The 26129-nt window shown below is 67.5% G+C and carries 23 protein-coding genes; 9 read left to right on the top strand and 14 right to left on the bottom strand.

Annotated elements, in window-relative coordinates; translation table 11 throughout:
- Nucleotides 1–17: 17 nt before the first annotated feature.
- From UC35_RS22075 to UC35_RS22045, 7 genes are all read right to left on the bottom strand, one after another.
- Nucleotides 18–1337, bottom strand: coding sequence for an MFS transporter (locus UC35_RS22075; RefSeq protein ID WP_061503451.1), 1320 nt, complete (start codon nucleotides 1335–1337; stop codon nucleotides 18–20).
- On the bottom strand, nucleotides 1334–2305 hold the full coding sequence (locus UC35_RS22070; protein WP_061503450.1) for a quinone oxidoreductase family protein: 972 nt from the start codon (nucleotides 2303–2305) through the stop codon (nucleotides 1334–1336). Before UC35_RS22070 ends, UC35_RS22075 begins: the two co-directional genes overlap by 4 nt.
- Nucleotides 2306–2332: 27 nt before the next feature.
- Complete coding sequence (locus tag UC35_RS22065) at nucleotides 2333–2905, bottom strand: RBBP9/YdeN family alpha/beta hydrolase (RefSeq protein ID WP_061503449.1); 573 nt, start codon at nucleotides 2903–2905, stop codon at nucleotides 2333–2335.
- The gene (locus UC35_RS22060) at nucleotides 2902–3993 is read right to left on the bottom strand and encodes an ABC transporter substrate-binding protein (protein WP_061503448.1); all 1092 of its coding nucleotides are present in this window, start codon (nucleotides 3991–3993) and stop codon (nucleotides 2902–2904) included. The genes UC35_RS22065 and UC35_RS22060 overlap by 4 nt, the downstream gene beginning before the upstream one ends.
- 44 nt (nucleotides 3994–4037) lie before the next feature.
- Nucleotides 4038–5096: a 3-keto-5-aminohexanoate cleavage protein gene (locus tag UC35_RS22055; protein WP_061503447.1), complete on the bottom strand. Its 1059-nt coding sequence runs from the start codon at nucleotides 5094–5096 to the stop codon at nucleotides 4038–4040.
- A gap of 42 nt (nucleotides 5097–5138) precedes the next feature.
- Entirely contained in the window at nucleotides 5139–5987 is an 849-nt protein-coding gene (locus tag UC35_RS22050) for a TauD/TfdA dioxygenase family protein (RefSeq protein WP_061504007.1), read from the bottom strand.
- Between the two features lie 177 nt (nucleotides 5988–6164).
- Entirely contained in the window at nucleotides 6165–8852 is a 2688-nt protein-coding gene (locus UC35_RS22045) for a LuxR C-terminal-related transcriptional regulator (RefSeq protein ID WP_061503446.1), read from the bottom strand.
- 121 nt (nucleotides 8853–8973) lie between these two features.
- Here UC35_RS22045 and UC35_RS22040 point away from each other — a divergent pair, with 121 nt between their 5' ends.
- From UC35_RS22040 to UC35_RS22025, 4 genes are all read left to right on the top strand, one after another.
- A complete protein-coding gene (locus UC35_RS22040) occupies nucleotides 8974–9975 on the top strand; it encodes a universal stress protein (protein WP_061503445.1) in 1002 nt (333 codons plus the stop codon).
- A gap of 117 nt (nucleotides 9976–10092) precedes the next feature.
- Nucleotides 10093–10614, top strand: a complete 522-nt coding sequence (locus UC35_RS22035) for a DUF4142 domain-containing protein (protein ID WP_061503444.1) — start codon at nucleotides 10093–10095, stop codon at nucleotides 10612–10614.
- A gap of 8 nt (nucleotides 10615–10622) precedes the next feature.
- On the top strand, nucleotides 10623–10931 hold the full coding sequence (locus tag UC35_RS22030) for a cupredoxin family copper-binding protein (protein WP_227820408.1): 309 nt from the start codon (nucleotides 10623–10625) through the stop codon (nucleotides 10929–10931).
- Nucleotides 10928–11617: an RNA polymerase sigma factor gene (locus tag UC35_RS22025; protein ID WP_061503443.1), complete on the top strand. Its 690-nt coding sequence runs from the start codon at nucleotides 10928–10930 to the stop codon at nucleotides 11615–11617. Before UC35_RS22030 ends, UC35_RS22025 begins: the two co-directional genes overlap by 4 nt.
- Before the next feature lie 26 nt (nucleotides 11618–11643).
- Here UC35_RS22025 and UC35_RS22020 read toward each other — a convergent pair whose 3' ends face one another.
- From UC35_RS22020 to UC35_RS22010, 3 genes are all read right to left on the bottom strand, one after another.
- On the bottom strand, nucleotides 11644–13098 hold the full coding sequence (locus tag UC35_RS22020; RefSeq protein WP_061503442.1) for a CYTH and CHAD domain-containing protein: 1455 nt from the start codon (nucleotides 13096–13098) through the stop codon (nucleotides 11644–11646).
- A gap of 12 nt (nucleotides 13099–13110) precedes the next feature.
- Nucleotides 13111–14016 carry a polyphosphate kinase 2 gene (gene ppk2, locus UC35_RS22015; RefSeq protein ID WP_061503441.1) on the bottom strand — a complete coding sequence of 302 codons (906 nt, stop codon included), beginning with the start codon at nucleotides 14014–14016 and terminating at the stop codon, nucleotides 13111–13113.
- A 90-nt stretch (nucleotides 14017–14106) separates the two neighbouring features.
- Nucleotides 14107–14919: a phosphodiesterase gene (locus UC35_RS22010; RefSeq protein ID WP_061503440.1), complete on the bottom strand. Its 813-nt coding sequence runs from the start codon at nucleotides 14917–14919 to the stop codon at nucleotides 14107–14109.
- Nucleotides 14920–15046: 127 nt separating this feature from the next.
- On the opposite strand from UC35_RS22010, the gene UC35_RS22005 reads away from it, so the two are divergent.
- The gene (locus tag UC35_RS22005) at nucleotides 15047–15517 is read left to right on the top strand and encodes a SixA phosphatase family protein (protein ID WP_061503439.1); all 471 of its coding nucleotides are present in this window, start codon (nucleotides 15047–15049) and stop codon (nucleotides 15515–15517) included.
- A gap of 6 nt (nucleotides 15518–15523) precedes the next feature.
- Here the strand turns inward: UC35_RS22005 and UC35_RS24335 are convergent, their stop codons facing one another.
- On the bottom strand, nucleotides 15524–15919 hold the full coding sequence (locus UC35_RS24335) for a hypothetical protein (protein ID WP_061503438.1): 396 nt from the start codon (nucleotides 15917–15919) through the stop codon (nucleotides 15524–15526).
- Nucleotides 15920–15979: 60 nt separating this feature from the next.
- On the bottom strand, nucleotides 15980–17452 hold the full coding sequence (locus tag UC35_RS21995) for a Ppx/GppA phosphatase family protein (protein WP_061503437.1): 1473 nt from the start codon (nucleotides 17450–17452) through the stop codon (nucleotides 15980–15982).
- A 416-nt stretch (nucleotides 17453–17868) separates the two neighbouring features.
- Between UC35_RS21995 and fabA the strand changes: the two genes are divergently transcribed.
- From fabA to UC35_RS21980, 3 genes are read left to right on the top strand one after another with little or no spacing between them, the layout of a single operon-like run.
- Entirely contained in the window at nucleotides 17869–18417 is a 549-nt protein-coding gene (gene fabA, locus UC35_RS21990; RefSeq protein ID WP_061503436.1) for a 3-hydroxyacyl-[acyl-carrier-protein] dehydratase FabA, read from the top strand.
- The gene (gene fabB / locus UC35_RS21985) at nucleotides 18417–19631 is read left to right on the top strand and encodes a beta-ketoacyl-ACP synthase I (RefSeq protein ID WP_061503435.1); all 1215 of its coding nucleotides are present in this window, start codon (nucleotides 18417–18419) and stop codon (nucleotides 19629–19631) included. The genes fabA and fabB overlap by 1 nt, the downstream gene beginning before the upstream one ends.
- Nucleotides 19632–19648: 17 nt before the next feature.
- The gene (locus UC35_RS21980) at nucleotides 19649–20545 is read left to right on the top strand and encodes an acyltransferase (protein ID WP_227820407.1); all 897 of its coding nucleotides are present in this window, start codon (nucleotides 19649–19651) and stop codon (nucleotides 20543–20545) included.
- Nucleotides 20546–20672: 127 nt separating this feature from the next.
- Here the strand turns inward: UC35_RS21980 and UC35_RS21975 are convergent, their stop codons facing one another.
- Nucleotides 20673–24077 carry a DUF748 domain-containing protein gene (locus tag UC35_RS21975; RefSeq protein WP_061503434.1) on the bottom strand — a complete coding sequence of 1135 codons (3405 nt, stop codon included), beginning with the start codon at nucleotides 24075–24077 and terminating at the stop codon, nucleotides 20673–20675.
- A 151-nt stretch (nucleotides 24078–24228) separates the two neighbouring features.
- Here UC35_RS21975 and UC35_RS21970 point away from each other — a divergent pair, with 151 nt between their 5' ends.
- Nucleotides 24229–25434, top strand: coding sequence for an OmpA family protein (locus tag UC35_RS21970; RefSeq protein WP_061503433.1), 1206 nt, complete (start codon nucleotides 24229–24231; stop codon nucleotides 25432–25434).
- 30 nt (nucleotides 25435–25464) lie between these two features.
- Here UC35_RS21970 and UC35_RS21965 read toward each other — a convergent pair whose 3' ends face one another.
- Nucleotides 25465–26106: a glutathione S-transferase family protein gene (locus UC35_RS21965; RefSeq protein WP_061503432.1), complete on the bottom strand. Its 642-nt coding sequence runs from the start codon at nucleotides 26104–26106 to the stop codon at nucleotides 25465–25467.
- Nucleotides 26107–26129 lie beyond the last annotated feature (23 nt).

Here is a 26129-nt window from a genome sequence, read left to right as displayed (position 1 = left end):
ACTCCTTGGATGTTTCGTTATTCGGTTGCGGCGGCGCGCGCGGCGTCCGCCTCATAGGTGCCGGCGGCGCGCAGGAAGGCGGCGGCGGCCACGATGGAGAACAGCGGCATCACCGCCAGCGCCACGGGCAGGCTGTAGGCATCGGACACCAGGCCGGCGATGAACGGGCCGGCGGCCAGTCCGAACAGGTTCTGGAACAGGGCCAGCACGGCGGAGCCGGTGGCGCGCACGCCAGGGTGGATCACGTCGATCACGACGGCAGCAACCGGTCCGACCGTGCAGGTCATCACGAAGCCGCCGGCCGCGATCAGGCCGAACTGCTGCGCCGGGGTGAGTTCGAAGCCCAACCCGGGCGCGGCGAAGGCGAAACCCAGCACGAGCAGCGACAGGATGCACAGGGCGGCGAGCGCGTAGAGCTTGTTGCGCGGCTGCTTGTTGCCGGCACGGTCGACCAGGGCACCCCAGGCCACGCTGCCGATCGCGCCGGCCAGCACGATCAGTGCCGCGCGGACGCCGGCCTGGTCGGCCGGGACGCCGTGCACGCGGTTCAGGAAGCTGGGCATCCAGGACCAGATCGCGGACACCACGATCAGCTGGGCCGCGCCGCCGATACAGACGAACAGCATGGTGGGCGGGCTCCAGAGCTTGTCCCACACGCGCCGCAGCACGCCGCCCACGCTGTGCGTAGCTTCTTCCAGCGCCGGCGTCAGCGCGACCGTGTGATAGTCCTTCACCTTCATGTACACCAGCGCCATCAGCAGGCCCGGGATGCCGACGAGGCCGAAAGCGGCATGCCAGCCCCAGCGCGCCGCGATCACGCCGCCCAGCATCACGCCGAGCACGGAGCCGACCGAAGCGCAGGCGAAGAAGCCCGCCAGCAGACCACCGCGCATGCGTTGCGGGAAGTGGCTGGCGATCAGGGCGGCGCCCACCGAGCCGTAGCCCGCCTCGCCCATGCCCACCGCGGCGCGCGCCACGAGCAGCTGCGTGTAGTTGCGCGTGAACATGCAGGAGATGCTGGCCAGGCTCCACACCAGGCCCATGGTGACGATGCTCTTGACGCGGCTGAAGCGGTCTGCGAACAGCGCCACGGGCAGCGCGCCCACGGCCACGGTGACCGAGACGATGGACACCAGCGCGCCCAGCTGGGTGTCGGACAGCCCCCATTCCGCCTTCATGAAGGGGAACAGCGACACGATCACCTGCCGGTCGACATAGTCCATGATCATCAGGCCGAGGGTCATGAAGTAGGCGAACCAGGCCGCCCCGCGGCTGAACAGGTAGCTTTCATCCGAGACCGGCCGGGCCTGGTCGATTGCGATGCCGGGCGCGCTCATGGCACGAGCACCGTAGCGCCAGTGGTCTGGCGGGATTCGAGGGCGCGGTGCGCTTCGGCGGCATCGCGCAGCGGGTAGGTACGGCTCGGCTCGCTCTTGATCTTGCCGGCGGCGACCAGGTCGAACAGCTCGCGGGCCATGCCCAGCATGTGCGGACGCGGCGTGGCGTAGTGGATCATGGCGGGACGCGTCACCCAGATCGAGCCCTTCACGGCCAGCAGGGTGGTGTCGATCACGACGGGACCGGAGCTGGTGCCGTTGCTGACCAGATGGCCGCGCGGCTGCAGGCTGTCGAGCGAGGCCATCAGCGTGTCCTTGCCGACCGAGTCATAGACCACCGGCACGCCCTTGCCATCGGTGAGTTCGCGCACGCGCTTGGCAATGTCCTCGCGCGAGGTGACGATCACCTCGGCGCAGCCGTTGGCCTTGGCGACCTCCGCCTTCGCATCGGTGGAGACGGTGCCGATCATGCGCACGCCCAGGGCCTTGGCCCACTGGCAGGCGATCAGGCCGACGCCGCCGGCGGCGGCGTGGTACAGGATGGTCTCGCCACCCTTGAGCGGGTACACCTGGCGGAACAGGTATTGCGCCGTCATGCCCTTCATCATCAGGGTCGAGGCGGTGCTGTCGGAGACGCCCTCCGGGATCGGGATCAGCACCTCGGCCGGCATCACGCGCACGTCCGAGTACGAGCCCTGCGGACCCAGCAGGTAGCCGACGCGATCGCCCGGCTTGATGTCGGTGACGCCCGCGCCCACCGCTTCGACGACGCCCACGGCGTCCGAACCGAGCCCGTTGGGCAGCGCCAGCGGATAGCGGCCGGTGCGGAAATAGATGTCGATGAAATTGACCGCCACGAAGGTGTGGCGTACGCGGGCCTGGCCGGGGCCGGGCTCGCCGACCTCGGTCTGCTCGTACTTCAGCACTTCCGGACCGCCGATTTCGTAAAAGCGTATGGCGTTCGCCATCTTTTGTCTCCTGTACTCTGTTAGAACTTAGCGGGTGGCCGCGGACAGGCGGCCGATGAATTCGTGGGCGCGGGGCCAGGGGCCGAATCCCGAGGCGGGATTGAGGTGGCCGACCTCACCGAGGTCCACCAGCTCGCTGCCCCAGTCCTTGGCCAGGACCTCCAGGCGTTCGTAGCGCGCCAGCGGGTCGTTGCGGCTGGCCGCAAAGATGCTGGGGAAGGGCAGGCGTGCCCGCGGCACCGGCAGCCAGCCGCCGGCGCGCAGTTCCTCGAGGGTGGGATACCCATCGGGCATGGCTTCCTCGAAGTCGGGCGGCGCCGCCAGCAGCGCGCCTTGCACCTTGACCTGCGTGCGTTGGGCCCAGTGCGCCAGCATGATCACGCCACCGCTGTGGGCGACGACCACAATCGGGCCGGCAATCGCCTGCGCCGCGCGCTCGATGGCTTCCACGCGCGTGGCGCAGTCCAGGTCGGCGCGGCCCATGGGGGGCACGCTCCGCACGCGCGGCAGCTCCTTTTCCAGCAGGGTCTGCCAGTGCTGTTCGACGTGGTCGCGCAGACCTGGAACGATCAGCACAGTTGGTTCATTGACCGTTTTCATCGCAGGAACTTCCCGTTCTGGTCCACCACCGTGATTTCCACGAAGTTGGAACCGTGATGCCGGTTCGGGCCGTAAGCGAGCCGGTAGCCGCCGAGGTCGACGTCGCTCATCTTTTCCAGCGTCGAATAGACGGCTGCCGGGGTCGGATTGGGGCCGGCGCGGCGCAGCGTTTCTACCAGCACGGAGGCATTCAGGTAACCCCACATGCGGTCGTAACTGGGCGTGAGCCCGGCCTTGCTCATGGAAGCGGCGAAACGGCGGGTCAGCGGCGACGTCTGGCGCAGCGGGAACGGCACGATCTGGGTGAATGCCATACCGCGCGCGGCCGGCCCGATCTGCTCGATCAGCGCGGTGGTGCCGGCCAGCGACAGCGCATAGACTGACGCCCGCGCGGATGGCAGGGATTTCATGAAGCCCAGCACCGCCGCACCTGCGGCCAGCAGCAGGATGGCCTCGGGCGCCTTTGCCGAGATCTCTTGCGCGGCCTGGGCTCCATTCGATCCGTTCGGCTCGAGCGCCACGGCCGCCACCAGCGTGCCCTGATGCTGCTTCACGGCAGCCTCCACCAGCGGGCGCATGTAGCGGCCCAGCTCGTTGTTCTGGTAGGCCAGCGCGAGCTTGCGGGTGTTCAGCGTCGCGAGATTGCGCACCATCGCCGCCACTTCGTCACCCAGGCTGGCCGTCGTGGTGAACAGGGTCGGGTTGGCTGGGGTGCGCACGATGTCCGCGCCGTTGTAGACGCCGAGCAAGGGCATGCCCTTCTCGTTGATGAGGGGCAGCGCACGCACCAGGCCAGGCACGAAGGCGTAGCCGAACAGCGCGGTAACCTTCTCGTCTTCGATCAGGCGGCGTGTGTTTTCCGCCGTGCGGTCGGGCTGCGCGCCGTCATCGAGCGTGAGAAGCTCGATGCGCGCGCCGCGCATGCCGCCTTCCGCGTTCAACTCGTCCAGAAGGGCCTTCTGCCCTTCTGCAATGGGCTTCACCACCGCGCCCAAGGGCCCGGTCAGCGGCAGGCTCTGGCCGATGCGAACGGTGGCAGCCGCGCCGGCAAGGGGCGCGAAGCTGGCCAGGGCGCTGGCGCCGGCCACGGCAGCGAGGGTGCGACGACGCGTGATCGACACGGCGGGCGTCCTCAAGCGACCTTGCGCAGGTAGCCCTGCTGGCGGCCCTTGGCGTTGGGCGCGAAGCCGTTGGCGGCCAGGGTTTCCTCGACGGTTTCGTAGAACACGCCGATCTTGCAGATTTCGCGCGCTTCCTTGCCGTTGGCAACTTCGCGGCCGAACTCGCGGGAGACGCGGACCAGCTGCTCGATCTGCTTGACCGTGCTCATCTTTTCCGTGCGCGACTGGTTCCAGAGGTTGTCCTCGATGCCGCAGCGCACATGCAGGCCCATGGCCAGGCCCATCATGTTGATCGGCAGCACGTTGCGCATGCTGCTTTCCACCGTCAGCATGGTGCCGTCGGGGATGGCGCGCAGGAAGTTGGCCAGGCTGTAGATCGTCGGCTGGTCCATGCCGCCGCCGATCGCCACCCAGTTGCAGACCAGCGGGCCCTTGTAGATGCCGCGGCGGATCAGGCGTTCGACGGTCTCGAAGCTGTTGATGTTGTAGAACTGGAAGGCGCTCTGGATCTTTGCCTTGCTGAGGCGGCGGATGTGCTCTTCGAAGAAGCTCGGCGTCGAGGGCACGATCATGTTGGAGTAGGCGCGGAAGCCATCCGGCTCGGCCAGGGAGGTGCCGGCGATGTCCTCGGTGTCCATCTGCTCGACGACGTTCATCTGCGAGGTGTTCACCGTCACCGTCACCTGGTCCGGCTTCGGGTCGAGCTCGGCCAGCATGTGGCGGGTGTCATCGGACAGCCACTTGGCCGCGGCGCCGTCGGATTCGGGCGCGAAGGAGATCGAGCCGCCCACCTGGATGATCATGTCCGGCACGGCCTTGCGCACGCCGGCGATCAGCTCGTTGAACTTGGACAGCTTCTTGCTGCCCTTGCCGTCGAGTTCGCGCACGTGCAGGTGCAGCACCGTCGCGCCGGCGTTGTAGCAATCCACTGCCTTCTGGATCTGGTCTTCCATCTTCACCGGGATGTCTTCGGGGAAGTCCGAGGGAATCCACTCGGGGCCATACGGCGCGGCGGTGATCACCAGCTTGTCCTGGTTCTCGGGAAAGAGGGAGCCATCGAGGAAATTCATGGTCGGTCCTTTTTTGTGGGATTGAGGTCTAAGCTGGCGGTGTCAGAAGGGCTTGTCGCCCATGATTCCGGCGCGTTCCATCTTGCGATGGCAGGGCGGGTAGTCCATCACGGCGTAGTGCTGCGTGGAACGGTTGTCCCACATGGCCATGCTGTTGGGCTTCCAGCGGAAGCGCACCTGGTATTCCGGGATCTGTGCCTGGCTGATCAGGTAGCGCAGCAGGTCGGAGCCGCCGTGCGTGTAGTCCTGGCCGTAGCGAACGTTGTCGGCCGTGTGGAAGTTCGTGAAGTGCGTCGTGAAGGCGTTGACGAACAAAATCTTCTCGCCGGTCTCCGGGTGCGTGCGCACCACCGGGTGCTCGGCGTCGGGGAACTGCGCATGCAGAGCCAGGCGCTTGTCGGTCGGCATCGCGGCGCCGAAGCTCGCTTCGATGCTGTGGCGGGCGCGCAGACCCTCGATCTGCTGCTTCACCTGCTCAGGCAGCTTGTCATAGGCCAGCGCCATGTTGGCCCACATGGTGTCGCCGCCCACGGGCGGGCACTCGACGCAACGCAGCACGCAGCCGAAGGGCGGCTTCTCGCGCCAGGTGGCATCGGTGTGCCAGGCGTTCTCGTAGCGGTCGTTCGGCGAATCGGGGTTCTTGTAGATGCGGACGAGACCGGGGTTCTCCGGGTCGCTGCCGGCCACCGGATGGTCTTCCAGGTCGCCAAAGTGGCGCGCGAAGGCCACGTGCTCGGGGCGCGTGATGTCCTGATCGCGGAAGAAAAGCACCTTGTGCCTCAGCAGCAACTGGCGAATCTCGGCGACCAGGTCCTTGTCGCGCGAAGCGACACCGAGGTTCACATTGCCGAGCTCCGCGCCGATCGCGCAGGTGAGCTGTTCCACCCGGATAGAGCGGGTCAGCGACTCGGACTTCACCACCGCCGGGGCATCGGAACGGGTATCAGACGTTTGTACGGCCATGTCGTCTCCTTGGGGAAACTGCGAGACTAAGCACCGGAAGGGCTTACAGCCCCCCCGACGCAGAGGGGGATAGGTGGAGGAAGGGTAGTCAGCCCGGCCGCAGATTCAAGCGAATGCGTCGGCCAGTAGCCCCAAAATACGTGCGCGTGACACCACTTGCTTGCGCGTGCCCGCGCCGAGCTTGGCAAAGAGGTTCTTCATGTGCCACTTGATGGTCTCTTCGCCCACCTGCATGGCCAATCCGATTTCCTTGTTGGACAGGTTGCGCGCCAGCAGCTCCAGCACTTCGCGCTCCTTGGGTGTGAGCACCATGCTGGGTGTTGCGCGGGGGGCCGGCTGGGGTGCCGGTCCGGGTGGCCGAATGGCCGCTGCCAGCGGCCCCGGCCGGGCCGCGGCAGGCGCGGACGCCGCCGTGACCTCGCTCACCCAATCGGCCAGTGCCGGATGGGCATCGGTAAACACACGTTTCAGGCCCGAGGCTTCGGCCAGGTCCAGCGCCTCGCGCAGGAGGGGCAGGGACTTCTCGCCGATTCGGTCCAGCACGTAGGCGCGCAAGCCCAGCGCCTCGATGCGCGCGCGCCCGTGGTGGTTGCGCAGGGCCAGCGCCTCGGCTTCGGTGAAGTGCGGCGCGGCGCGCCGCCAGTCCTGAGCCGCCACGGCGGCATAGCCGTGGGCGAGCAGCCGCAGGCCGGCGACGCTGCGCTGCCACATGGGGCCGGGCGGCGTGTCCGGCTCAGCCAGCAGGGCGTCGATACGCGCGCACAGCTCGCGGCAGGTCTCGCTGCGAAAGCGCCGCGCGTGCAGGCGCACCTGCTCCGACAGGCTCGCGATGCGCAGCCGGGGCAGCTTGCGCGCGATGCCGACCGCGTCGAGCGCGCCCAGCAATTCCAGCGCGCGGTGCTCGTTCTGGGTGGAAACGGACATGCGCGCCATGGCGCGGAAACCCAGCAGCACGCTTTCGGGCAGGCCGCTGCGCTCGATCACGTCGAGGCGGTTGGCCAGCAGGGCCGCCGCTTCATCGGGCTGGTCGCGCTCCCAGAGTGCGGCCGCCAGCAGGGCGGCCAGCATGCACGCAAAGCCGCTGCGCCGCCCCAGGTCGCCCTCAGCGGCCGCAATTGCGGGCCGCAGCAGCTGCTCGGCCAATTGCACCTGGCCTTCCCAGATGTAGCTCAGTGCGATGATGAAGTCGCCCCATCGCGCCAGATAGCCCGCCGCCGCGGCGCGGGGGTCGCGCGGCGCCTGCTGCTGGCGCAGCCGCGCCAGGGCCGGTTCGCCTTCGAGCAGGGTGCGGAAAGCCGTCCGGTTGGCATGGACCTGCAGCAGCAGCGGATCGCGCAGTTGCGGCGCGCTGGCCCAAGGGTCGTGGAGTTGCGCGAACCGGTCCGGGTCGTCGGCAAAGATGGCCGCGCCGCCAAGGATCAGCGCGCATTCGCACTGCAGGGAATCGTCCACCTCGGAGCCAGCCAGGATGCGCTCGACCAGCTGCTGCGCTTCTTCGTGTCGCTCGCTCAAGGCCAGCGACCAGGCGGCGGCCAGCAACAGGCGGGGACGGCGATCCAGCTCCTCGCGCGGAAAGCGGGGCAGCCACTCCAGCACGGCGCTTTGCCGGCCCTGGGTCATCAGCGACTCGTACAGGCTTCGCTCGGCCAGCTCGTAAGCCTGCTGCGCTTTTCCGCTGGCGAGCAGGTGCTTCGCGGCGGAGTCCAGCATGCCGTATTCGATCAGCCACTCGGCGGCGCGCGCGTGGAGCTTGTTGCGCTCCCCTTGCGGCAGGGCCTGCACCCGCTCGCGCAGGACCTCTCGCGCAAGCGGATGCATGCGCAGCCATTCGCTTTGTTCCCCGGCGACCAATACGGGTGTGTCGCGCACCAGCCGGGCGAGCCGTTCACCCGCGTCGGCGGCGCGGGTGAGTGCCGCGCACAAGCCTGGATGAAGATGGTCTGCCAGCGAGATGCGGGTGAGGAAATCGAGGTCAGCCGGATCGAGGTTGGCGAGCAGGTAGCCGACGATCTGCGACCGCATGTCGTTGGCCTGCACGTCGATGCGCGGGAGTTCGGCGCGCCCGCCGCTGGCCGAAGTGACGGACAAGGCGAGTTGCAGGCCGAGCGGCCAGCCTTCCACCATCTCGTGCAGGCGCGCCGCCTGGTCGCGATCCAGCGTTCCGCCGGCATGCTGGCGAACCAGCTGTATGGTCTCTTCCAGCGTGAAGCGCAGCTGGGCCGTGCCAATGACCGTGCACTCACCATACGCGACCAGGTCCTCCAGCCCCAGCTGGCAGTCGGTGCGCGCCGCCACGATGCTGCGCAGGTTGGGCGGAGCATTGCGCAGCAGGTAGGTGAGGGCTTCGCGTGAGGCCTCCGGAAGCCGCTCCGCCTCGTCGACCACCAACACGAGATTCAGCGCGCTGTGCGCCACTTCGGCGAGCCAGCTGGTGATGAGCTCCAGGCCATCGACGGCCCGCCCCTGCGGCTGCAGCAGCGCATGTCCGAAGGTGGGGCGGCCCGCGCCGATGCGCACCGCGAGCGCCAACGCCTGCACGAAGCGGATGGGTTCATCCTGCCGTTGCCCGGTCAGCCACGCCACCGCGGCGCCCTGTGCCAGGTGTTCGCGGCGCCACTGCGCCAACAGCGAGGTCTTGCCGAAGCCCGCCGGCGCTTGCACCAGCAGCAGGGGGCTTTCACGCAGGGACGGGTCCCCCGCGGCTGCGCGCACGATCGCGTTGCGCGGCACACGGGGCGGCGTGACCTTCAGCAGAAGGTCGCTGGATGCGGAAGAGGCGGGCTGGGACGACACTGAAACACGTCGGTGAGGCAAAAATGGTAACTCGCCGCCCGCAAAAAAGCTTCCCCCCCGTCAAGAGGAGGCTCGCGAAGGCCACCGGCGCTTACTCTGGACTCAGCCTCCTGGAGTCATCATGTACCGTCATCTGCTCGTGCCCCTCGACACCACGGACCTGTCCGTGCAGATCGTGGGTAACGCAGTCGCTTTCGCGCGCCACGTTGGCGCACGCATCACTTTCTTCCACGTTGCCCCGGACCCTGACGATGCGCTGGGTCGCGACCTCGAACTGCTGCGAGTCACCTCGCAGGCCGACTACGAATACGCGCGCGGCGGACGCACGCGGGAGTTGCTGGCCAAGGCGGAGGCCGCCGCGCGGGCCCTGGGCGTCACCGCCGATTCGCGCTGGAGTGCAGGCACCAAGCCGGCCCCCGCGATCATCGAGGCCGCCAAGTCTTTCCATTGCGACCTTGTTTTCATGGCCACCCACGGCCACGGCGGCAAGCTCGGCATGGCGCTGGCCTCCGATACCCTGACGGTCCTGCTCAATTCGGGCGTCCCGGTGCTCGTTTGCGCCGCCGGTGAACCCAAGGCGCCGGAACGGGCCATCGCGGTGATCCGCGACGATCACCGGGCGCTGGCCGCGGTCATCCACGCCTGGACCGGAACGCTCGCGCGTGCCGGTGACGCAGACAAGCCTGCCAATGCGCAAGCGATGCGCGACGCCCTGAGCTACCTGTCCGATTTTCCCCTGTCGGTGCACCATCCGAAGGAAGAGCGCTGGCTGTTTCCGCGCCTGCGCGCCCGGACCCATGCGCTGGACGCCGAGTTGGACGAGCTGGAGCGTCAGCACACGCGCGAGCATGCGCTGATGGAAGAGTTGACCGCACTGGTCACCGCGCTCGAATCCGCCAACGGCGAAGCGGAAGCCCTCGCGGCAACCCGGCGCCTGCAGGAGGGCGTGAACCGCTATGCCGAGTTCTACTGGGAACACATGGGCCGCGAAGAGGCCGTGGTGCTGCCCGGAGCCCAGCAATACCTCACCGCCGAGGACTGGGCGGAGATCAACGCGGGCTACGGTGAAGGCCTGGACAGCCGCGAGATGCGCCAACTGATGGCGAAGATCGTCGCCCAGTAAGCACTTCTGACGGACGAGCGCTGCAACGGCGCTTGTCGGCAGGATCCCGCCCGAGGGTCCGGGAACGCGCCTTGCTGCCATGACGTCTATCAGGCGTCATCATCCAAGGAGAGTTCCATGCGCAAATTCACTGCGTTGGGCGTGTTGCTGGCTGCCTTCGCGGCCGGTCCTTCCTACGCCCAGCAAGGCCCCAGCGATCCGCAGATCGCCCACATCGTGGTCACCGCCAACCAGGTGGACATCGACGCGGGCAAGCTGGCCGAAAAGAGCGCCTCGTCCAAGGAGGTCCGTGACTTCGGCAAGCAGATGGTCACCGACCACACCTCGGTCAACAAGTCGGCGACCGAACTGGTCACCAAGCTCAAGGTCAAGCCCGAAGCCAACGAAACCAGCGCCAGCCTGAAGAAGGGCGGCGACGAGAACGTGGCCAAGCTCAAGAAGCTCAAGGGCAAGGAGTTCGACAAGGCCTACGTGGACAACGAGGTCAGCTACCACCAGGCCGTGCTCGACGCGGTGGACAAGACGCTCATCCCGAGCGCGAAGAACGAGGAACTGAAGGCCCTGCTCGTGAAGGTCCGTCCGGCCTTCGTGCAGCACCTGGAGCACGCGAAGATGCTTCAGGGGCAGTTGGCCAAGTGAACGGCCCGGTGAGCGCCCTTCGAAGCCTGCTGGTGCTCGTCGCGCTGGCCGGCCCGATGACGGCCAGCGCGGCCACCCATGTGGTTACCATGGAAGGCATGAAGTTCGAGCCCGCCACGCTGCGGGTGAAGACGGGCGACCAGGTGGTCTGGCGCAACAAGGACCTGGTTCCGCACACGGCGACGGCTGCGGGGAAGTTCGACTCCGGGCAGGTCGGCGCCGGCAAGTCCTGGTCATGGAAAGCGGCAGCGCGCGGTCAGCACGACTACGTCTGCACCTACCATCCGGGGATGAAAGGCAGCGTGGTTGTCGAATGAAACCGGTCTCCAGCCCGCAGGATTCCCGGAGCGTGAATGACGCCGAGCTGATACAGCGTGTGCAGGCACGCGAAGCCTCGGCCTTCGAGCTCCTGATGCGGCGCCACAACCGGCGCCTGTACCGCATCGCGTACTCCTTCCTGCGCGATCACGCGGAGTCGGAGGATGCCTTGCAGGACGCGTACCTGGCCGCCTTCCGGTCGGCCGAGCGCTTCCGCGGCGAGGCGTCGCTGTCAACCTGGCTCACCCGCATCGTCGCGAACGAGTGCATGACGCGGATGCGGCGCAGCGCGCGCAGGAACAACATCGTGCCCATCGTCCAGGCCGCGGTGTTTTCGGAGGAGGACGAGCCCATGCCCGAGAAAGACGCCGGCAACGAACAGGAAACACCCGATCGCCAGATGCTGCGGTCGGAATTGCGTGCCTTGCTGGAACGCAGGATCGAGGCGCTGCCGTTCGACTTCCGCGTGGTGTTCATGATGCGTGCCGTCGAAGATCTCAGTGTGGAGGAAACCGCGCAATGCCTCGGCATCCCCGATGCCACGGTGCGCAGCCGGCTGTTCCGGGCCCGCAGCCTGCTGCGCGAGTCCATTGCGCAGGACCTGGATCTGGCCGAGCGCGATGTGTTCGACTTCGCCGGGGAGCGCTGCGACCGGGTCGTCGCGAGGGTGATGAAGGCCATCTGAACCGCGGGCTGGCCTGCTGCGGCCGATCAGTCCCAGAACGGCTTCGCCTTGCGCGCCGTGCGGCGGCAGGCGCGCGCGCATTCCGCGGCCAGCGCCGCTTCGCGCGCGGCAAGCCAGCCGGCGCCGAACCACGCAGCGGGATCGCTGGCCGCGCGCCGTTCGAACAGGGCGCGGCCCGCCGTCGCATCCTGGTAGCGGCCCAGGGCATCCTGCAGTTCCTTCAGCGATTGCACGTAGGCATCGACCGCCGAGCCCGCGAAGAGGGACCGAACGAGTTCGGCGAGGTAGCGCAGGCGCTTCAGGCGCTTGCGGACCCGGTGGCGCTCCTCCACCGGCAGTTCGTCGAAGTCTTGGCCGGACTTGAGGGTCTTGCGGTGCAAGCGCCGCAGGCGTTCACGCGCCTGCGCCCGCAGCGTCTTGGGTCGTTCTCCTTCGCCCTCGCGCAAAGCCTGCGCCAGCTCCGCCAGACCGAGGAACGCATCCTGCACGCCGGGCTCGCGGATCGCGGTGGCGAGATCGGGCAATGCGGGCGCCCAGGCTTGAACGGGGTGTCCCGCGTCGGCCAGCTCCCGCAGGATCGCCGGCAGCAAGGTCGACTGGTCACGGTGCTCGCCCAACACGCTGAACAGCGCGCGCAACGCGGAATCGATCTGTGCGAGCTGGTCCTCGGCAAGGCCGGCCACGTCCAATTCGCGCAGGGCGCTGCGCAGCCGCCTGAGACCCACGCGCAACTGATGGACGTGCTCGTCGCCGCCCTGGCCGGCCACCAGTTCCCTCGCATTCCACAGCACCTGCCGCAGGCCGGATTCGAGAACGGCGGCCTGCAGCTGCCGGCCGGATTCGCGCACCTGGTCCGCGATGACGGCTGGCGGCTGCTCGATGCGGTGTGCCAGCCGCCGGCCGAGGTCGGCCTTGGTCACGGGGTCGAGCCACAGGCCATGGGCCTGCCGCCAGCTGCGGGCGAGCTCGAATACGGCGGAAGCCGATCCTTCCTTCAGTTCGAGTTCGAGTTCCATCACGGGATACGCCGCGGCGTTGGCGCGGATTTCTCCGCGGTCCAGCGCGAGTTCGATGGTCGACCCCGCCACGGCGATCTCGCGCGTCAGGCGATGGATGTCGGTTTCGAACACGGGCTGCAACCGGGCGGCAGAGCGGCCGAGCGCGTCGTCCAGCATGGCGCGCAGGGGATGCCCGTCGTGCCTGGCCAGGTCGGGCTGCGGTTCCGCGCCGCCGGTGCCGATGGCCGCGTTGTGTTCGAGCCGGTCGAAGCCGCCGCGGCCCGGGCCCTTCACGGTCTGGACCCAGCCGCGCCCCTCCCGCCGCAGGCGAAGCGCAATGCCGGCCGTTTCCAGGTCGCCTGCCGGTGTATCGAAGTAGCGGGCCCGCAGGTGCTGGCGGCTCACCTCCCCGCGCTTCAAGGCTTGCTCGACGGCGGCGGCGTGCTCCGCAGGCACCTGGAACTTGAGCTCGAATTCGTTCACCGGCCCGGCGACTCAGTACTGCTCCGGAATGAACATCTCCGGCGATACCGGGCGGCGTGAGTAGTCCTCGTGCCGTACACGCTCTGGCATCACCACCTGGGTATGCGGAACCTCCTGGTAGGGCACCTGGCTGAGCAGGTGGTGAATGCAGTTCAGCCGGGCCTTCTTCTTGTGGTCCGCCTGCACGACCCACCAGGGCGCCTCCGGGATGTGCGTGCGCGCCAGCATGACCTCCTTGGCGCGGGTGTAGTCTTCCCAGAGCCGGCGCGACTCCAGGTCCATCGGGCTCAGCTTCCACTGCTTCAAGGGGTCGTGAATGCGGCTGAGAAATCGCAGGTGCTGCTCTTCGTCGGAAATCGAGAACCAGTACTTCACCAGCTGGATGCCGGAGCGGGTCAGCATCTTCTCGAACTCGGGCACGCTGCGGAAGAACTCATCGTACTGTTCGTCGGTGCAAAAACCCATGACGCGCTCGACGCCGGCGCGGTTGTACCAGCTGCGGTCGAACAGCACGATCTCTCCGGCTGCCGGCAGATGCGCCACAAAGCGCTGGAAGTACCACTGCGTGCGTTCCCGGTCGTTCGGCGCCGGCAGCGCAGCCACCCGGCACGCGCGCGGATTCAGGCGCTGGGTGATGCGTTTGATCACGCCGCCCTTGCCCGCGGCATCCCGTCCTTCGAACAGGATCACCAGCTTGTGGCCGGAAGCGACCACCCAGTCCTGCAGTTTCACCAGCTCACCCTGCAGCCGCAGCAGCTCCCGGAAGTAGCGCCGCCGCTCGTTCTTTTCGATCGCGCTGAGCGGCACCTCCTTGCCTTCGGCATCGAAGGGCCGGTCCTCCAGTTCAAGCTCGAGTTCTTCGTCGTAGCTGTCGACCACGTCGCGCTGGACACGGATCACGAAATCGTCGTTGATCATTTGACCTCTCCAATCAGCTTCGCCGCCCGGCGATCCGGCCAGGCTGCCACTTTCATATCCTCGGACATTGATGTGACAGGAGAAGGGCAGCTACCCGTCATCATCGAAGGCATAGGGACCGTCGAATTTCCCGGCGTAGGCGAGGTGGCTGACCAGGCCCGTGTCGCGGGTCCACGCATGCACCGTGAATCCCCCCGGCTCCAGCGTCCATGCGGGAGGGGCATCCGGCCGGAGGTTCATTTCGATCTGGTGCGCCGGCGATGGGCAGATCGACGCGATGGTGCCGCCAAAGCGCGTCTCGATCGGCCGATGCACGTGGCCGCAGATCACGCGTTCGACGTTCGCATGGGCGCGAAGCAGGGCATCGAGTTCGGCGGCGCCCTGGAGCAGCCCCATGGCATCCATGTGGTCGATGAAAGTGCGGAAGGGCGGATGGTGCATGGCGAGCAGGACCGGTTGGTCGCGCGCTGCATCGAGGGCGCGCGCCAGCCAGTCGAGCCGCTGCGCATCCAGGGCGCCGTGCGCTTGCCGCGGCACCGTCGTGTCCAGGGCGATCAGCAGCAAGCCGCCGACGGCCGCGCAATAGCGCAGGTCGCCCGTCGTGCCCAGGTGAGGGTGGTCGGGAAAGGCCGCGCGCAGCGCCTGCACCTCGTCGTGATTGCCGGCCAGCAGGAAGAGGGGAGAGGTCAGAGGGGCCAGCAGCCCTCGCAGCTGCCGGTACTCCTCCGGACGGCCGAGGTCGACGAGGTCTCCGGTGATCACCACCGCATCGGGCGCCAGCGGCAGCGCCTGGATGCTTGACACGGCCCGGCTGAGATAAGCGCCGGTGTCGATTCGTCCGCAGAGGGGATCGTTGGGCGCACGAACGTGCAGGTCAGACAGCTGCACTACCGTCGTCATCATCCCTGGCTCAATCATCGTCTCTCGCGCATCGCGCCAGCCGCCCACAGGCACTGGCAATATATTGCGACTGGTTCGATTCGATGCGTGTAGGACAGCAAGCTGATCAGGGTGACGGGCGGGTGAAAAGATGGATCTGATTCTTTGGCGGCACGCAGAGGCCGAGGAAGGGCGCACCGGCCTGGCCGACCTGGACCGGGCTTTGACCCGGCGAGGTGAAGAGCAGGCGAAATGGATGGGTGCCTGGCTGAGCCGCAGGCTTCCCGATGACACGCTGGTGTTGTGCAGCCCGGCGCTGCGTTGCCAGCAAACCGCGCTGCGGTTCGAACGCGGCTTCAAGCTGCTCGAAGCGCTGGCTCCCGGGCAGTCAGCCGCCAGCCTGATGGAGGCTGCGCAGTGGCCGTCGGCCCAGCGCCCGGTCCTGGTCGTCGGCCACCAGCCCACGCTGGGCGAGGCAGTGGCCAAACTACTGCGCATGCAGGGCAGCAGCTGTTACATCCGCAAAGGCGCTGCCTGGTGGCTGCAGAGCCGGGATCGCGGCAACGGTGTCCAGCAGGCCATCGTCTGGGCGGTGCAGTCGCCCGAGACGGCCCGCGACTGAATGGCTTCAGGCCTTGGCGGGCCGGCCGGTCTTCACGGTGGGCACGGCGCCCACACAAGCCAGGAAAGCGGCGTCGCCCATGGCCGCGAGGGCCTGGACCCCGGCGCGCAGGACCTCGCTCTTTTTCGTAGGACGCCCCAGCTTGGCGGCGCGAAGCTTCAATTCTTCCAGCACCGCGTATTCGGATTTGGGGATGGTGAAGCTATCGCGCACCAGCTTGGGCTTCTTGGGCTTTTCGAGCTTGGCGGCCTCGGCCTTGGCCGGAGCTCCGGTCTTCGCGGGAGCTTCGGTCTTCTTCGCCGGCCTTGTCGTTCCGGCAGCAGCAACCGCCGCTTTCCTGGACCGCTTCGCGGCGACTTGCGCCTGCTGCGGCATCGGTTTCTTCTTCGTGGCGGTTGCCATGTTCCAGCTCCTCTCGCAGTAAACGATATAAACAGTATATATCGTTAATTGCAGCTGGATTCAGACTGTGAAGCTCCAGGGCGTCTTTTGCCACGCCACGGACTCCTGCTGCAACAGGTGCAGCGACTGCGGGTAGCTGGAGCCCCAGGCCTGGGGCAGGGCGAGCCGCAGCGCTCGCCCGTCCCGGGTGAGTTGCAGGCCGCGAAGCTCGGCGTCCCGCCGCGCATGGCAGAGGATCACCGCGAGCCGCAGGCAAAGCAGTTGCTGGATGAAGAACTCGTCGTCGAAATCGGCATCGAGCTTGCGCAGCTTGCCCCGATGCCCCAGCACCAGCAGGCTCAGGCGGTGCAATTCCTGCTGCGAAAAACCGGCGGCGTCGGTGTTGTCGAGGATGTAGGCGCCATGCTTGTGGTAGTCGCTGTGGGAGACCTGGATCCCGACTTCATGCAGCTGCGCGGCCCATGTCAGCTGCCGGGCAGCATCGCGAGCTTCTTCGGACCCCAGCAACTGCTTCAGGAAGTGGCCGGCGGCTTGTGCCACTCGCCGGGCCTGCTTGCGGTCGACACCAAAGCGGACGGCGAGCCGCTCGATGGTGGCCCCCCGCACGTCGCTTTCGGCCTGCTCGCGATCGATGAGGTCGTACAGAAGCCCATGCCGCAGGGCGCCGCTGGCAGCAAGCATTCGCTCGACGCCGAGCAGCGAAAACACCGCACGCAGGATGCTCAGTCCACCGCCGATAACCGGACGCCGGTCGTCCTTCAGGCCGGGCAGGCGCAGGCGATCGGCGCTGCGTGCGAGCAGGAGCTGCCGCTGCAACCAGGCCAGCCCCTCGGGTGTGATTTCTCCCTGTCCCTGGCTCGATGCGAGCAGCATGTCGGCGACGGCACCGATGGTGCCGGATGACCCGTAGGCGACTTCCCAGCGTTCGCGGGTGTAGATGTCCAGGGCGCCGTCGAGGATGGCCTGCGCGGCCACTTCGGCCCGCTCGAATGCCGGCGCGGTGAACTGGCCCTCGGGGAAGTAGCGCATCGACCAGGCGACGCTGCCGACCCGGAAGCTCTCCGTCACGTCCGCCCGGTAGCCCTGGCCGAGGATCAGTTCGGTGGACCGCCCGCCGATGTCAACCACCAGCCGCTTTTCGTCCGACTGCGGCAGCAGGTGCGCGACGCCCTGGTAGATCAGCCTGGCTTCCTCCCGCCCGGAGATCACGTCGATCGGATGGCCCAGGATCTCCTGGGCCCGGGACAGGAAGGCGTCGCGGTTGCGGGCCTCACGCAAAGTTTGTGTCGCCGCCGCCCGGACCTGGGCCGGGCCGAAGGACGCCAGCTGTTCCGCAAAGCGGGCCAGGCACTGCCAGCCACGCTCCATCGCTCCGGCCGTCAGATTGCGCGAGTCGTCCAGGCCACCGCCCAGGCGAACCGGTTCCTTCAGGTACTGCACGCGAAGAACCTGGCCGTGGTCGAGCCGCCCCATCTCGAGGCGGAAACTGTTGGAGCCGAGATCGACAGCGGCGAGCAGCGTGCCGTCTTTCATGGTGGCGGCAGGATAGCACCCGCGATTCTGCGCAGTGCACGGTGTTGCCGGAAGTCCGCTCGCGACCTGTTTGAAGCTGGCGGGGCTCTGCTCGCAGGAGCCATTCCAGGCATACCAGTACACCTAGCATCTCGACAGTCCTGATGTTCAAAGGCGCTGCGCTGACCGCCTGTAAAATGAACCTTTGACTGTCCAGCACCAGCCCCAGTCTTTCTTTCCCGTCAGCGGGTCAGCATAGCTCTTGTGCAGCCCGCGACCAGTGGCGTGACGCGGAATGCATTGAGACCCGGCCGTGTTTGACGACCGTCAACCAACCCCCGGCCGAACCTTTTGACAATGCATCGCACCCTCAAGGGCCTTACCCTCCTGTTCAGCTCCCGGCACGCTGTGTGCATCGAGCCGGAGGCCGCAATCCAATGACAAACACCGCCTCTCCAACCAGTCAACGCGACCTCGGTCGTCACGCTTACGGCCGCGACGAACTGCTGGCCTGCGGCCGTGGCGAACTCTTTGGCCCGGGCAACGCCCGCCTGCCGTTGCCCAACATGCTGATGTGCGACCGCATCGTGCGGATCGACGACACGGGCGGCGCCTACGAAAAGGGCCAGATCGACGCAGAACTGGATATCCGTCCCGACCTGTGGTTCTTCGGCTGCCACTTCGAGGGCGACCCGGTGATGCCCGGCTGCCTCGGACTCGATGCGCTGTGGCAATTGGTGGGGTTCTGGCTGGCTTGGCGCGGCAACCCGGGGCGCGGGCGCGCGCTGGGCGCAGGTGAGGTCAAGTTCACTGGCCAAGTGCTGCCCTCGGTCTCCCGGGTCAGCTACCGCCTGGACTTGAAGCGCGTGATCGAGCGCAAGCTCGTCATGGGTATCGCCGACGGCTTTGTCTACGCCGACGGCCGCGAGATCTATTCGGCCACCGACCTGAAGGTGGGCCTGTTCACGTCGACGGAGGGGTTCTGATGCGTCGAGTAGTCATCACCGGCCAGGGCATCGTCTCCAGCCTGGGCAACAACCTCGCGGACGTAGCGCAAAGCCTGCGCGAGGGGCGTTCGGGCATTCGCTTCAACCCGACCTATGCCGAACGCGGGCTGCGCTGCCAGGTGAGCGGACGGCCCGACCTGGACCTCGAAGCGGCGGTCGATCGGCGCACCCTGCGCTTCATGGGCGACGCGGCTGCCTATGCCTGGCTGTCCATGAAACAGGCGGCCGAGCAAGCCGGCCTGGAGCCGGGCCAGATGTCGAACCCACGCACCGGTCTGGTGGCGGGCTCGGGCGGGGCGTCCAGCTTCAACCAGGTGTGGGCAGCCGACACGCTGCGCGCCAAGGGCATCAAGCGCGTCGGCCCCTTCATGGTCACGCGCACGATGGGCAGCACGGTCTCGGCCTGCCTGGCGACGAATTTCGGCATCAAGGGCGTCAACTACTCCATCAGCTCGGCCTGCGCCACCAGTGCGCACTGCATCGGCCACGCCGCACAACTCATCGCCTGGGGACAGCAGGACGTGGTCTTTGCAGGTGGCGGCGAAGAGGAGAGCTGGGAGCTTTCGCTGCTGTTCGACGCGATGAGCGCGATGTCCTCCGGCTTCAACGACCGCCCCGAGCAGGCCTCGCGCGCCTTTGACGCGGCGCGCGACGGGTTTGTCATCGCCGGTGGCGGCGGCATGCTGGTGCTGGAGGCGCTGGAGCACGCACAGGCGCGCGGCGCCACGATCCTGGCCGAACTGGTGGGCTACGGTGCCACCTCGGACGGCTACGACATGGTTGCGCCCTCGGGCGAGGGTGCGGTGCGCTGCATGCAGCAGGCGCTGTCCACGGTGCGCACGCCGGTGGACTACATCAACGCCCACGGCACCTCGACGCCGGTGGGCGACGTGGCCGAGCTGGGTGCGGTGCGCACCGTGTTCGGCGATCGCGTGCCCAGCATCAGTTCCACCAAGTCCTTGTCGGGCCACTCGCTGGGAGCGGCCGGCGTGCAGGAAGCGATCTACAGCCTGCTGATGCTGCAGGGCGGGTTCGCCGCTGCTTCGGCAAACATCGAGACGCTGGATCCGGCTGCCGAAGGGCTGCCCGTCCTGCGTCAGCGCCTCGACCAGCCATTGACGACGGTGATGTCCAACAGCTTCGGCTTCGGCGGCACCAACGCTTCGCTGGTGTTTTCGCGCTTCGACGCCTGAACCGCGACCCCCGCGCATTGACCGCCCCGAGCCTGCCTCACGTTCGCGGTGCGCTGAGCGTGCTCGCGCTCTCGCTGAATACGCTGGTCATCACCGCGAGCCTTGTGCCGCCGGCCTTGCTGAAACTGCTCGTGCCGGCCGCTGGGGCACGCCGCCTCGCCGATCGAGCGCTTTCCGCTTTGGCTTCGGCATGGGTGGCCGTCAACAACGCCTGGATCACCGCAGTGCGCCCCGGCGCGCATTGGGATGTGGAGGGCGTCGCCGACTTGCACCCGCGCGGCTGGTACCTGGTCACCAGCAACCACCAGAGCTGGGTCGATATCCTGGTGCTGCAGCGCATCCTCCATGGCCATGTTCCGTTCCTGAAGTTCTTCCTCAAGCGCGAACTGATCTGGGTGCCGGTGATCGGGCTGGCCTGGTGGGCGCTCGACTTCCCATTCATGAGCCGGGGCAGCAGCCGCGGGTCACGCGGCCAGGACATGGAAGCCACACGCCGTGCCTGCGAGAAGTTCAAGCGCATACCGACCTCGGTGATGAACTTCCTCGAAGGCACGCGCTACACGCCGGCCAAGCACGCCGAGCAAAAGAGTCCGTACCGGCATCTGCTCAAGCCCAAGGTCGGCGGGTTGGGGATCGCGCTGGCCACCATGGGCGAGCAGTTCGAGGCCCAGCTCGATGTGACCATCGTCTATCCGCACGGCGCGCCGAGCTTCTGGGATCTGATGTGCGGGCGGATGGACGCTGTGATCGTGCGCGTGCAGCAGCGCGGCATCCCGCCGGAGCTGCTGGACACGACCGTTGGCGCAGAGCGGGCCCAGCACCGGCGCCTCAGCCGCTGGGTCGAGCATCAATGGGTCGAGAAGGACCGGCTGATTGAGGATCTGCTGCAGCCGGCCAAGAGCGAGGCGCTTTAGGCCCCAAGCCAAGGCTGCCCCTTGACTTCAACGCCGGGATCTTGATGTTGATACGATGTATATTATGTCAACTAGTAAATGGGTCCGTTTCTCCGCATAGCCTTCCCTGGCCTCGACCCCTCTCAGTTCACATCACATCCAGCGCCAACTTGAGCGGCACCATTTGCTGCGCGCCCATATCCACTGCCACCGGCGCTGCCGTGGTGACGCGTCCCGGCGGCACACCGGCTTGCGCGAGCGCCGAGGTCACGGCTTCGGCGCGCTGTTGGCCCAGGCGCGCCAGCGCCTCGGGTGCCAGGGCCTGCTCTTTTTCAAGGCGCTGCAATAGCTCGCCATAAAAGCCGCCGGTGTCGGCGACCTGCGGCTCGTTGCGCATGGCGCGGCGGACCTGCTGGAATACCGACAGTTTCTGCGGCGGGCTGCTGCCGCTGGCGCCCAGCGCGGCGGTGCTTGGCGGCGCGTTCTGGGCTGCCACGCGCATCTTGTCGAGCTCGGCGTCGCCGAAGCGCTGCGCGTAGAGCTCGCGCACGGCGGACTGCATGCGGCTGTCCCCGAGGTCCGGACGGCTGCCGGCTTCCTGCGCGGCGGCCGGCAGGCCCGCACGGCGTGCCAGCTCCTGGTGCACTGCACGGGCGCGCAGCGCCGAGGTGTCCGCTTCCTGCGCGTAGCCGGCGGGCACGGCCACCTTGAACTGCTCGCGCTTCTTCATCACATCCGCCACACGGGCCAGTTTCTCGCGCTCGGGCGGCAGCAGCTGGGCGCTGCCGACGTCGAATTCGATGGCCTCGAGCCGGTCCTCGCCGGAACCGCCGCCGCCCGCCATGGCGCGGAACGGCGACGCCAGCACCTTGGTCACGAAACTCACGAGCGCCTTCCAGATGAGGGCGCCGTAGTCGAACTCGGGGTCTTCGAGGCTGCCCCGGACCGGCAGGCCGAGGTCGATGCGGCCCTGGTCGTCCTTGAGGATGCTCACGGCCAGCTTCACCGGCAGCTTGGTCGCATCCGGGCTCTCCACCTTCTCGCCCAGCGTGAGCTGGTCGATCACGATCTTGTTGTCGCCTGCCAGTTCGCTGTTGCGCACCTGGTATTGCAGGTCCAGCGACATCTTGCCGGCCGCGATGCGATAGCCGGCGAATTTCATCGAGTACGGGCTCTGGCTCACCATGTCGATGTTGCGGAACACGACGGACACATCCGTGTTCTCCCGCGGCTCGAAGGGGTTCAGCGCGCCGCGGATGCGCGCGAGCCCGAACTCGTCCACGGAACCATCCAACTCCAGCTGGCTGCGCGTGCCACGCTTGGTGCTCAGTCCGACGATGGTGCCGTTGAGCTTGTGGATCAACGCGCCGAATTGCGGGGTCAGGCTCAGGTCCTGGAAATTGAGTTTGCAGTCCTGCAGGCGCAGCGCCCCGATGCGCACCGGGAATGGCTCGGACGCCTGCGCCGGACCAGCACGAGCCGCCGTCTTGACCACGGCTGGCTGCTGCTGTTCGGGCTTCTTGACCAGCAGGCGCGCGGCATTGATGCTGCGATCGGCCTCGATGGTCAGGGTGGAGTCCGATCCGATCAGCCTGACCTCAGGAATATCCACGCCGGCGAGGCTGGCCTTCACGCCCTTGGCCGAGAGCATTCGCCAGGACGCGAACGGCTTGCCGTTCGCTTCAAGGAGCCTAAGCCCGGCGACTTCACTGTTGCCGGTGAACTGAACGATCGGGGCGTCTTTGCCGGCCTTTGCCTCGACCCGTCCCTGCACGTTCAAGGTCCCTGCGGCGAGCTTCAGCAGCAGATGGCGCTCCAGGACGGGCTGCGCCACGGCCACGGGCAGATCGCGCAGTTGCACGTCGGCTGTGACGCTCCGGGCTGCCGGGATGGCCTGCCCCTTCATCGCGAACTGCCCACCCTCTCGCACCCGAAAGCCGCCTTCGAACGGCACGGGTCGGGTCATGTCGGTGCCTGCCTCGTGAACCTGCAAGGACACGTCCTGCAGTTGCGTGCGCAAGCCAATCCCCCGGTCTTCGACCTCGACGGCAAGCCCTGAAAGTGCCACCTGGTGTGCCTGCGCGCTCCATTCCGGACCGCTCTCCTTCTTCCGTGCACCCGCGGGTGTGGGGTTCGTCAGGCGCATCAGGTCGATGCCGCCGCGCTCGTCTCGAACGACGCGGATGCGCCCGCCCTCCACCGAGAGCTTGCCGATTTCCACCCGCCGGGTCGCGAGATCCGCTGTCGCATCGGCGAGATTCACGCGTTCGATCCGCACCGGCCGCGCGTCACCCTGCGAGGCCGATAGGCCTTCCAGGCGCAGGTTCGCCTCGCGCAGGTTTGCCACCGGGCCCTGCGCCGAACCCTGCGCCTCGATCGCCAGCGCGAGGCCGAGCTGTTCGACGTCCCAGGTGGTGGGAGGCTCCACCGACGCGTCCACCGCCCGAAGCTTGATCTGCTCCAGCTGCAGCTGTTTGACCGCCAGCTTCCACGGACCGGCGGGCTCGGCGGACGAATTGCCATCGGTGGCCTCGCCGGCTTTGTCGGCGACCTGCTTCCCCAGGTCGAACTCGCCGCGGAAATCGCGCCGCACGACGAGCTCGCCTCCGGTCACCTTGAAGGCGTCGATGGTGAGCTCGCGCGCGGCCAGGTCGCCCGCCAGCCCGGTCACGTCGACGCGCTTGAGCACGGCGAAGGGCTCCTTGGCGTCCGCCCGGATGCCCTGCGCGCCGTCGATCGAGACCGTCCCGTTCGCCACCTTCGCCTGGACGCGCCCGCCGTCCACGGCCACGCTGTAGGGCAGCTTGGCATTGAGGACACCGTCGGCAAGCGCCACGCGGATCAGCTTGTCCAGATAGGCCCCGGGCGGCCGCAGGCGCACCGACTCCACCGTGACTTCGCCCTGCGCCCGGACTGGATTGATCGACGCGTCGCCGCGCCAGAGCACGCGTCCGCCGCTGCCGATGTCGGCGCTCAGGTTGTGGCCGTTGGCGTCCTGCGGCAGCGTGCTGATCCGGTTCAGCTGAAGCTCGATGGGCATGACCTGCTCTGCATAGCCGGCCTGCTGGTCGTCGATATCGACGCGGCCGCGCGTGACGCTGAGGTTCTCGGCGACGAATCGCGGCATCGCCTGTTCTTCGCCCTCTTTCTTGCGGGGTTCGGCCTTCTGCTGCAGGGCCTCGAGCAGCCGGCCGACGTTCGAACGCCCGTCCGGATCCACCGCGACGCGTAATGCGGGACCTTCGATGCGTAGTTCGCGCAGGCTCCACGCCCGGCGGAACGGCGAGCGCCAATCGCCCTGCGCCACAACGCGGTCGATCGAGACCAAGGGGCGGCCATCGGACTCGGCCAGCGCAAGCTTGTCGGCGACCAACCTCAAGGTGAACGGATTGAACTTCACCTCGCCAACAGAGCCCTGCCGCTGCAGTTCGGAGGCGGCGATGCGCGGCACCTGCCACTGCACGAGGCGCGGGACGGCGAAGAAGCCGAACAAGGCATAGACGGCAATTCCGATTCCCGCGACGGCTGCCCCGATCTTCCAGCGTCTGGTCATCGGGGCAAGATAGCCAGTGGCCCATGGGCAGTGCGCGGGAAAGTGCAATCAAGTCCGCGCGACGCGTGCACGGCGTGGCGTGCCGTTGCAGTTCTTACGGCTCTCCCGAGTCACTTTTGTTGCAGACTTCCCGGCGCAAAGGAGATTCGCCATGGCCGTCAATCTCGTCGAACTGATTTCCAGCGCCATCACGCCCGATACCGTCCAGGGCCTTTCGAAGGTGCTGGGGGAGCGTGATTCCGCCGTGCAGGCGGGGATCGGCGCCTTGGTGCCCGCCTTGCTGGGTGGCATGGCTTCCAAGGCCTCCACGCCCTCCGGCGCAGCCAACCTGCTGTCCTTGATCAATGGTCCCGAGGTGGACGCAGGGTTGCCGGGAATCATCGGGAACATGTTGAGCTCGGGCGACTCGAGTGCCCTGCTGCAGCAAGGCAGCAGCCTTTTGGGCGGCCTGTTCGGATCGGACAAGACCTCGAACATCGCCAGTGCCCTTGCCGGCATGACCGGCATGAAGATGGGCAGTGCGACCAATCTGCTGGCAATGTTGGTTCCGCTCATCCTGGGCGTGTTGAAGCGCTTCTTTGGCGAGAAGCGCATGGGCGCCGGCGACGTGGCTGGGCTGTTCGCCGGCCAGAAGAACTTCCTCGATGGCAAGCTCGATCCGCGCCTGACATCGGCGATGGGGCTCGGCTCGCCATCCAGCCTGCTCTCCGGCCTGGGCGACACCGCCGCCGGCGTGGCGCGCGGCGCGGCGGCGACGACGGCGCGCGCATCGGCGGCCACGGCCGCCACCGCCTCGGCCGCGGTGGCGTCCACTTCGGGATCCAGGCGCTGGATGCCCTGGGCGCTGGCGGCCGTCGTCGCGGCGGTGCTGCTGTCGATGCTTCCTCGCTTCGGCGGTGACAAGGCTTCGGCGCCGGCCGTCGCGACGGCGCCGTCAACCTCGACCGGGTCGGCGGGCCTGGCAACGCCGGCACCGGCGGTCGATCCTCCGACCGCAGCAGCGCCGTCGACGACCGCCATGGGCGCGGCGCCTGCGAGCTTGCCCGCCAAGATCTACTTCGAGACCGGCAAGTCGGAGCTCGGTCCCGACAGCACGACGCTCATCCAGTCCGTGGCCAGTGCGCTGAAGGCCAACCCCTCGGCCAAGGTCGACCTGACGGGCTTCACCGACAAGACCGGCGACACCGCCGCCAACGAGGCACTGGCGAAGAAGCGCGCCGGTGCCGTGAAGTCTGCGCTCGAGTCGGCCGGCGTGGCCCCCGACCGTGTGGGCATGAAGGAGCCGATGTTCGTCGAGATCGGCGCTGCGGGCTCTGATGCCGAAGCGCGCCGGGTGGATATCGCGGCAGCGAAGTAAGGACCGGGACCTTGGCGCGTAGGGGTGCGATCAGAAAGGATCGCCCACCGTGCCGCCTTCGGCAGCCACCGCCCGGCCGAATGCCGGCCGGGCCTCGAGCCGAGCGAGGTAGGCCTTGACCGCGGGTGTGTACGCGGCCTCCAGGCCCAGAGTGCTCGCTAGCCGCAGCGCGTACCCGACCGACACGTCGGCGGCGGTGAAGCGTTCGCCGCAGAGGTAGTCATTTCGTTGCAATGGGTCCTCGATCCATCGCAGGCGGCCGCTGAAGAAGCGCCGGTAGTCTTCGGCCGCCTGCGGCAGCCTGCGTTCCTCGGGCTCCACCCGCGTGTAGCGCAGATGCACCGCCAGCGGAAAGGTCAGCGTGGCTTCGCCGTAGCTGACGAAGTTCAGGTAGGCGGCATAGCCCGGTTCGCCGGGATCGATGCAAAGCCTGGGACGGCTTTGCCGCTGCGCGAGGTAGTGGCAGATCATGCTGGACTCCGTCATCCGCACGTCATCATCGACGTAGTACGGTATGGTTCCCAGGGGGTTGATCGCGAGGTACCCGCGGGCATGCACCCGGGGCGGAAACGGCAGCAGGTGCAGTTCGTAGTCCAGCCCGAGTTCTTCGAGCATCCACAGGACACGGAACGAGCGGGCCTGGCGGCAGTGGTAGAGCGTCGGGCGGTTCATCTTGGTGCGTTTTGCGGGTGGAA

The sequence above is a fragment of the Ramlibacter tataouinensis genome (assembly GCF_001580455.1).
GTDB classification, from domain to species: Bacteria; Pseudomonadota; Gammaproteobacteria; order Burkholderiales; family Burkholderiaceae_C; genus Ramlibacter; species Ramlibacter tataouinensis_B.
The sequence above is the reverse complement of the archived record's forward strand: the minus strand, read 5'-3'. Positions and strand labels throughout refer to the sequence as shown.

Excerpts from the sequence above, each read along its gene's own strand:
- UC35_RS22035 (WP_061503444.1), top strand. The coding sequence starts at position 10,093 with ATGCGCAAATTCACTGCGTTGGGCGTGTTGCTGGCTGCCTTCGCGGCC.
- UC35_RS22025 (WP_061503443.1), top strand. The coding sequence starts at position 10,928 with ATGAAACCGGTCTCCAGCCCGCAGGATTCCCGGAGCGTGAATGACGCC.
- UC35_RS21995 (WP_061503437.1), bottom strand. The coding sequence starts at position 17,452 with ATGAAAGACGGCACGCTGCTCGCCGCTGTCGATCTCGGCTCCAACAGT.
- UC35_RS22040 (WP_061503445.1), top strand. The coding sequence starts at position 8,974 with ATGTACCGTCATCTGCTCGTGCCCCTCGACACCACGGACCTGTCCGTG.
- fabB (WP_061503435.1), top strand. The coding sequence starts at position 18,417 with ATGCGTCGAGTAGTCATCACCGGCCAGGGCATCGTCTCCAGCCTGGGC.
- UC35_RS21970 (WP_061503433.1), top strand. The coding sequence starts at position 24,229 with ATGGCCGTCAATCTCGTCGAACTGATTTCCAGCGCCATCACGCCCGAT.
- UC35_RS22070 (WP_061503450.1), bottom strand. The coding sequence starts at position 2,305 with ATGGCGAACGCCATACGCTTTTACGAAATCGGCGGTCCGGAAGTGCTG.
- ppk2 (WP_061503441.1), bottom strand. The coding sequence starts at position 14,016 with ATGATCAACGACGATTTCGTGATCCGTGTCCAGCGCGACGTGGTCGAC.
- UC35_RS22075 (WP_061503451.1), bottom strand. The coding sequence starts at position 1,337 with ATGAGCGCGCCCGGCATCGCAATCGACCAGGCCCGGCCGGTCTCGGAT.
- UC35_RS21975 (WP_061503434.1), bottom strand. The coding sequence starts at position 24,077 with ATGACCAGACGCTGGAAGATCGGGGCAGCCGTCGCGGGAATCGGAATT.
- UC35_RS22065 (WP_061503449.1), bottom strand. The coding sequence starts at position 2,905 with ATGAAAACGGTCAATGAACCAACTGTGCTGATCGTTCCAGGTCTGCGC.
- UC35_RS22055 (WP_061503447.1), bottom strand. The coding sequence starts at position 5,096 with ATGAATTTCCTCGATGGCTCCCTCTTTCCCGAGAACCAGGACAAGCTG.
- UC35_RS21965 (WP_061503432.1), bottom strand. The coding sequence starts at position 26,106 with ATGAACCGCCCGACGCTCTACCACTGCCGCCAGGCCCGCTCGTTCCGT.
- fabA (WP_061503436.1), top strand. The coding sequence starts at position 17,869 with ATGACAAACACCGCCTCTCCAACCAGTCAACGCGACCTCGGTCGTCAC.
- UC35_RS22005 (WP_061503439.1), top strand. The coding sequence starts at position 15,047 with ATGGATCTGATTCTTTGGCGGCACGCAGAGGCCGAGGAAGGGCGCACC.
- UC35_RS22010 (WP_061503440.1), bottom strand. The coding sequence starts at position 14,919 with ATGATGACGACGGTAGTGCAGCTGTCTGACCTGCACGTTCGTGCGCCC.
- UC35_RS24335 (WP_061503438.1), bottom strand. The coding sequence starts at position 15,919 with ATGGCAACCGCCACGAAGAAGAAACCGATGCCGCAGCAGGCGCAAGTC.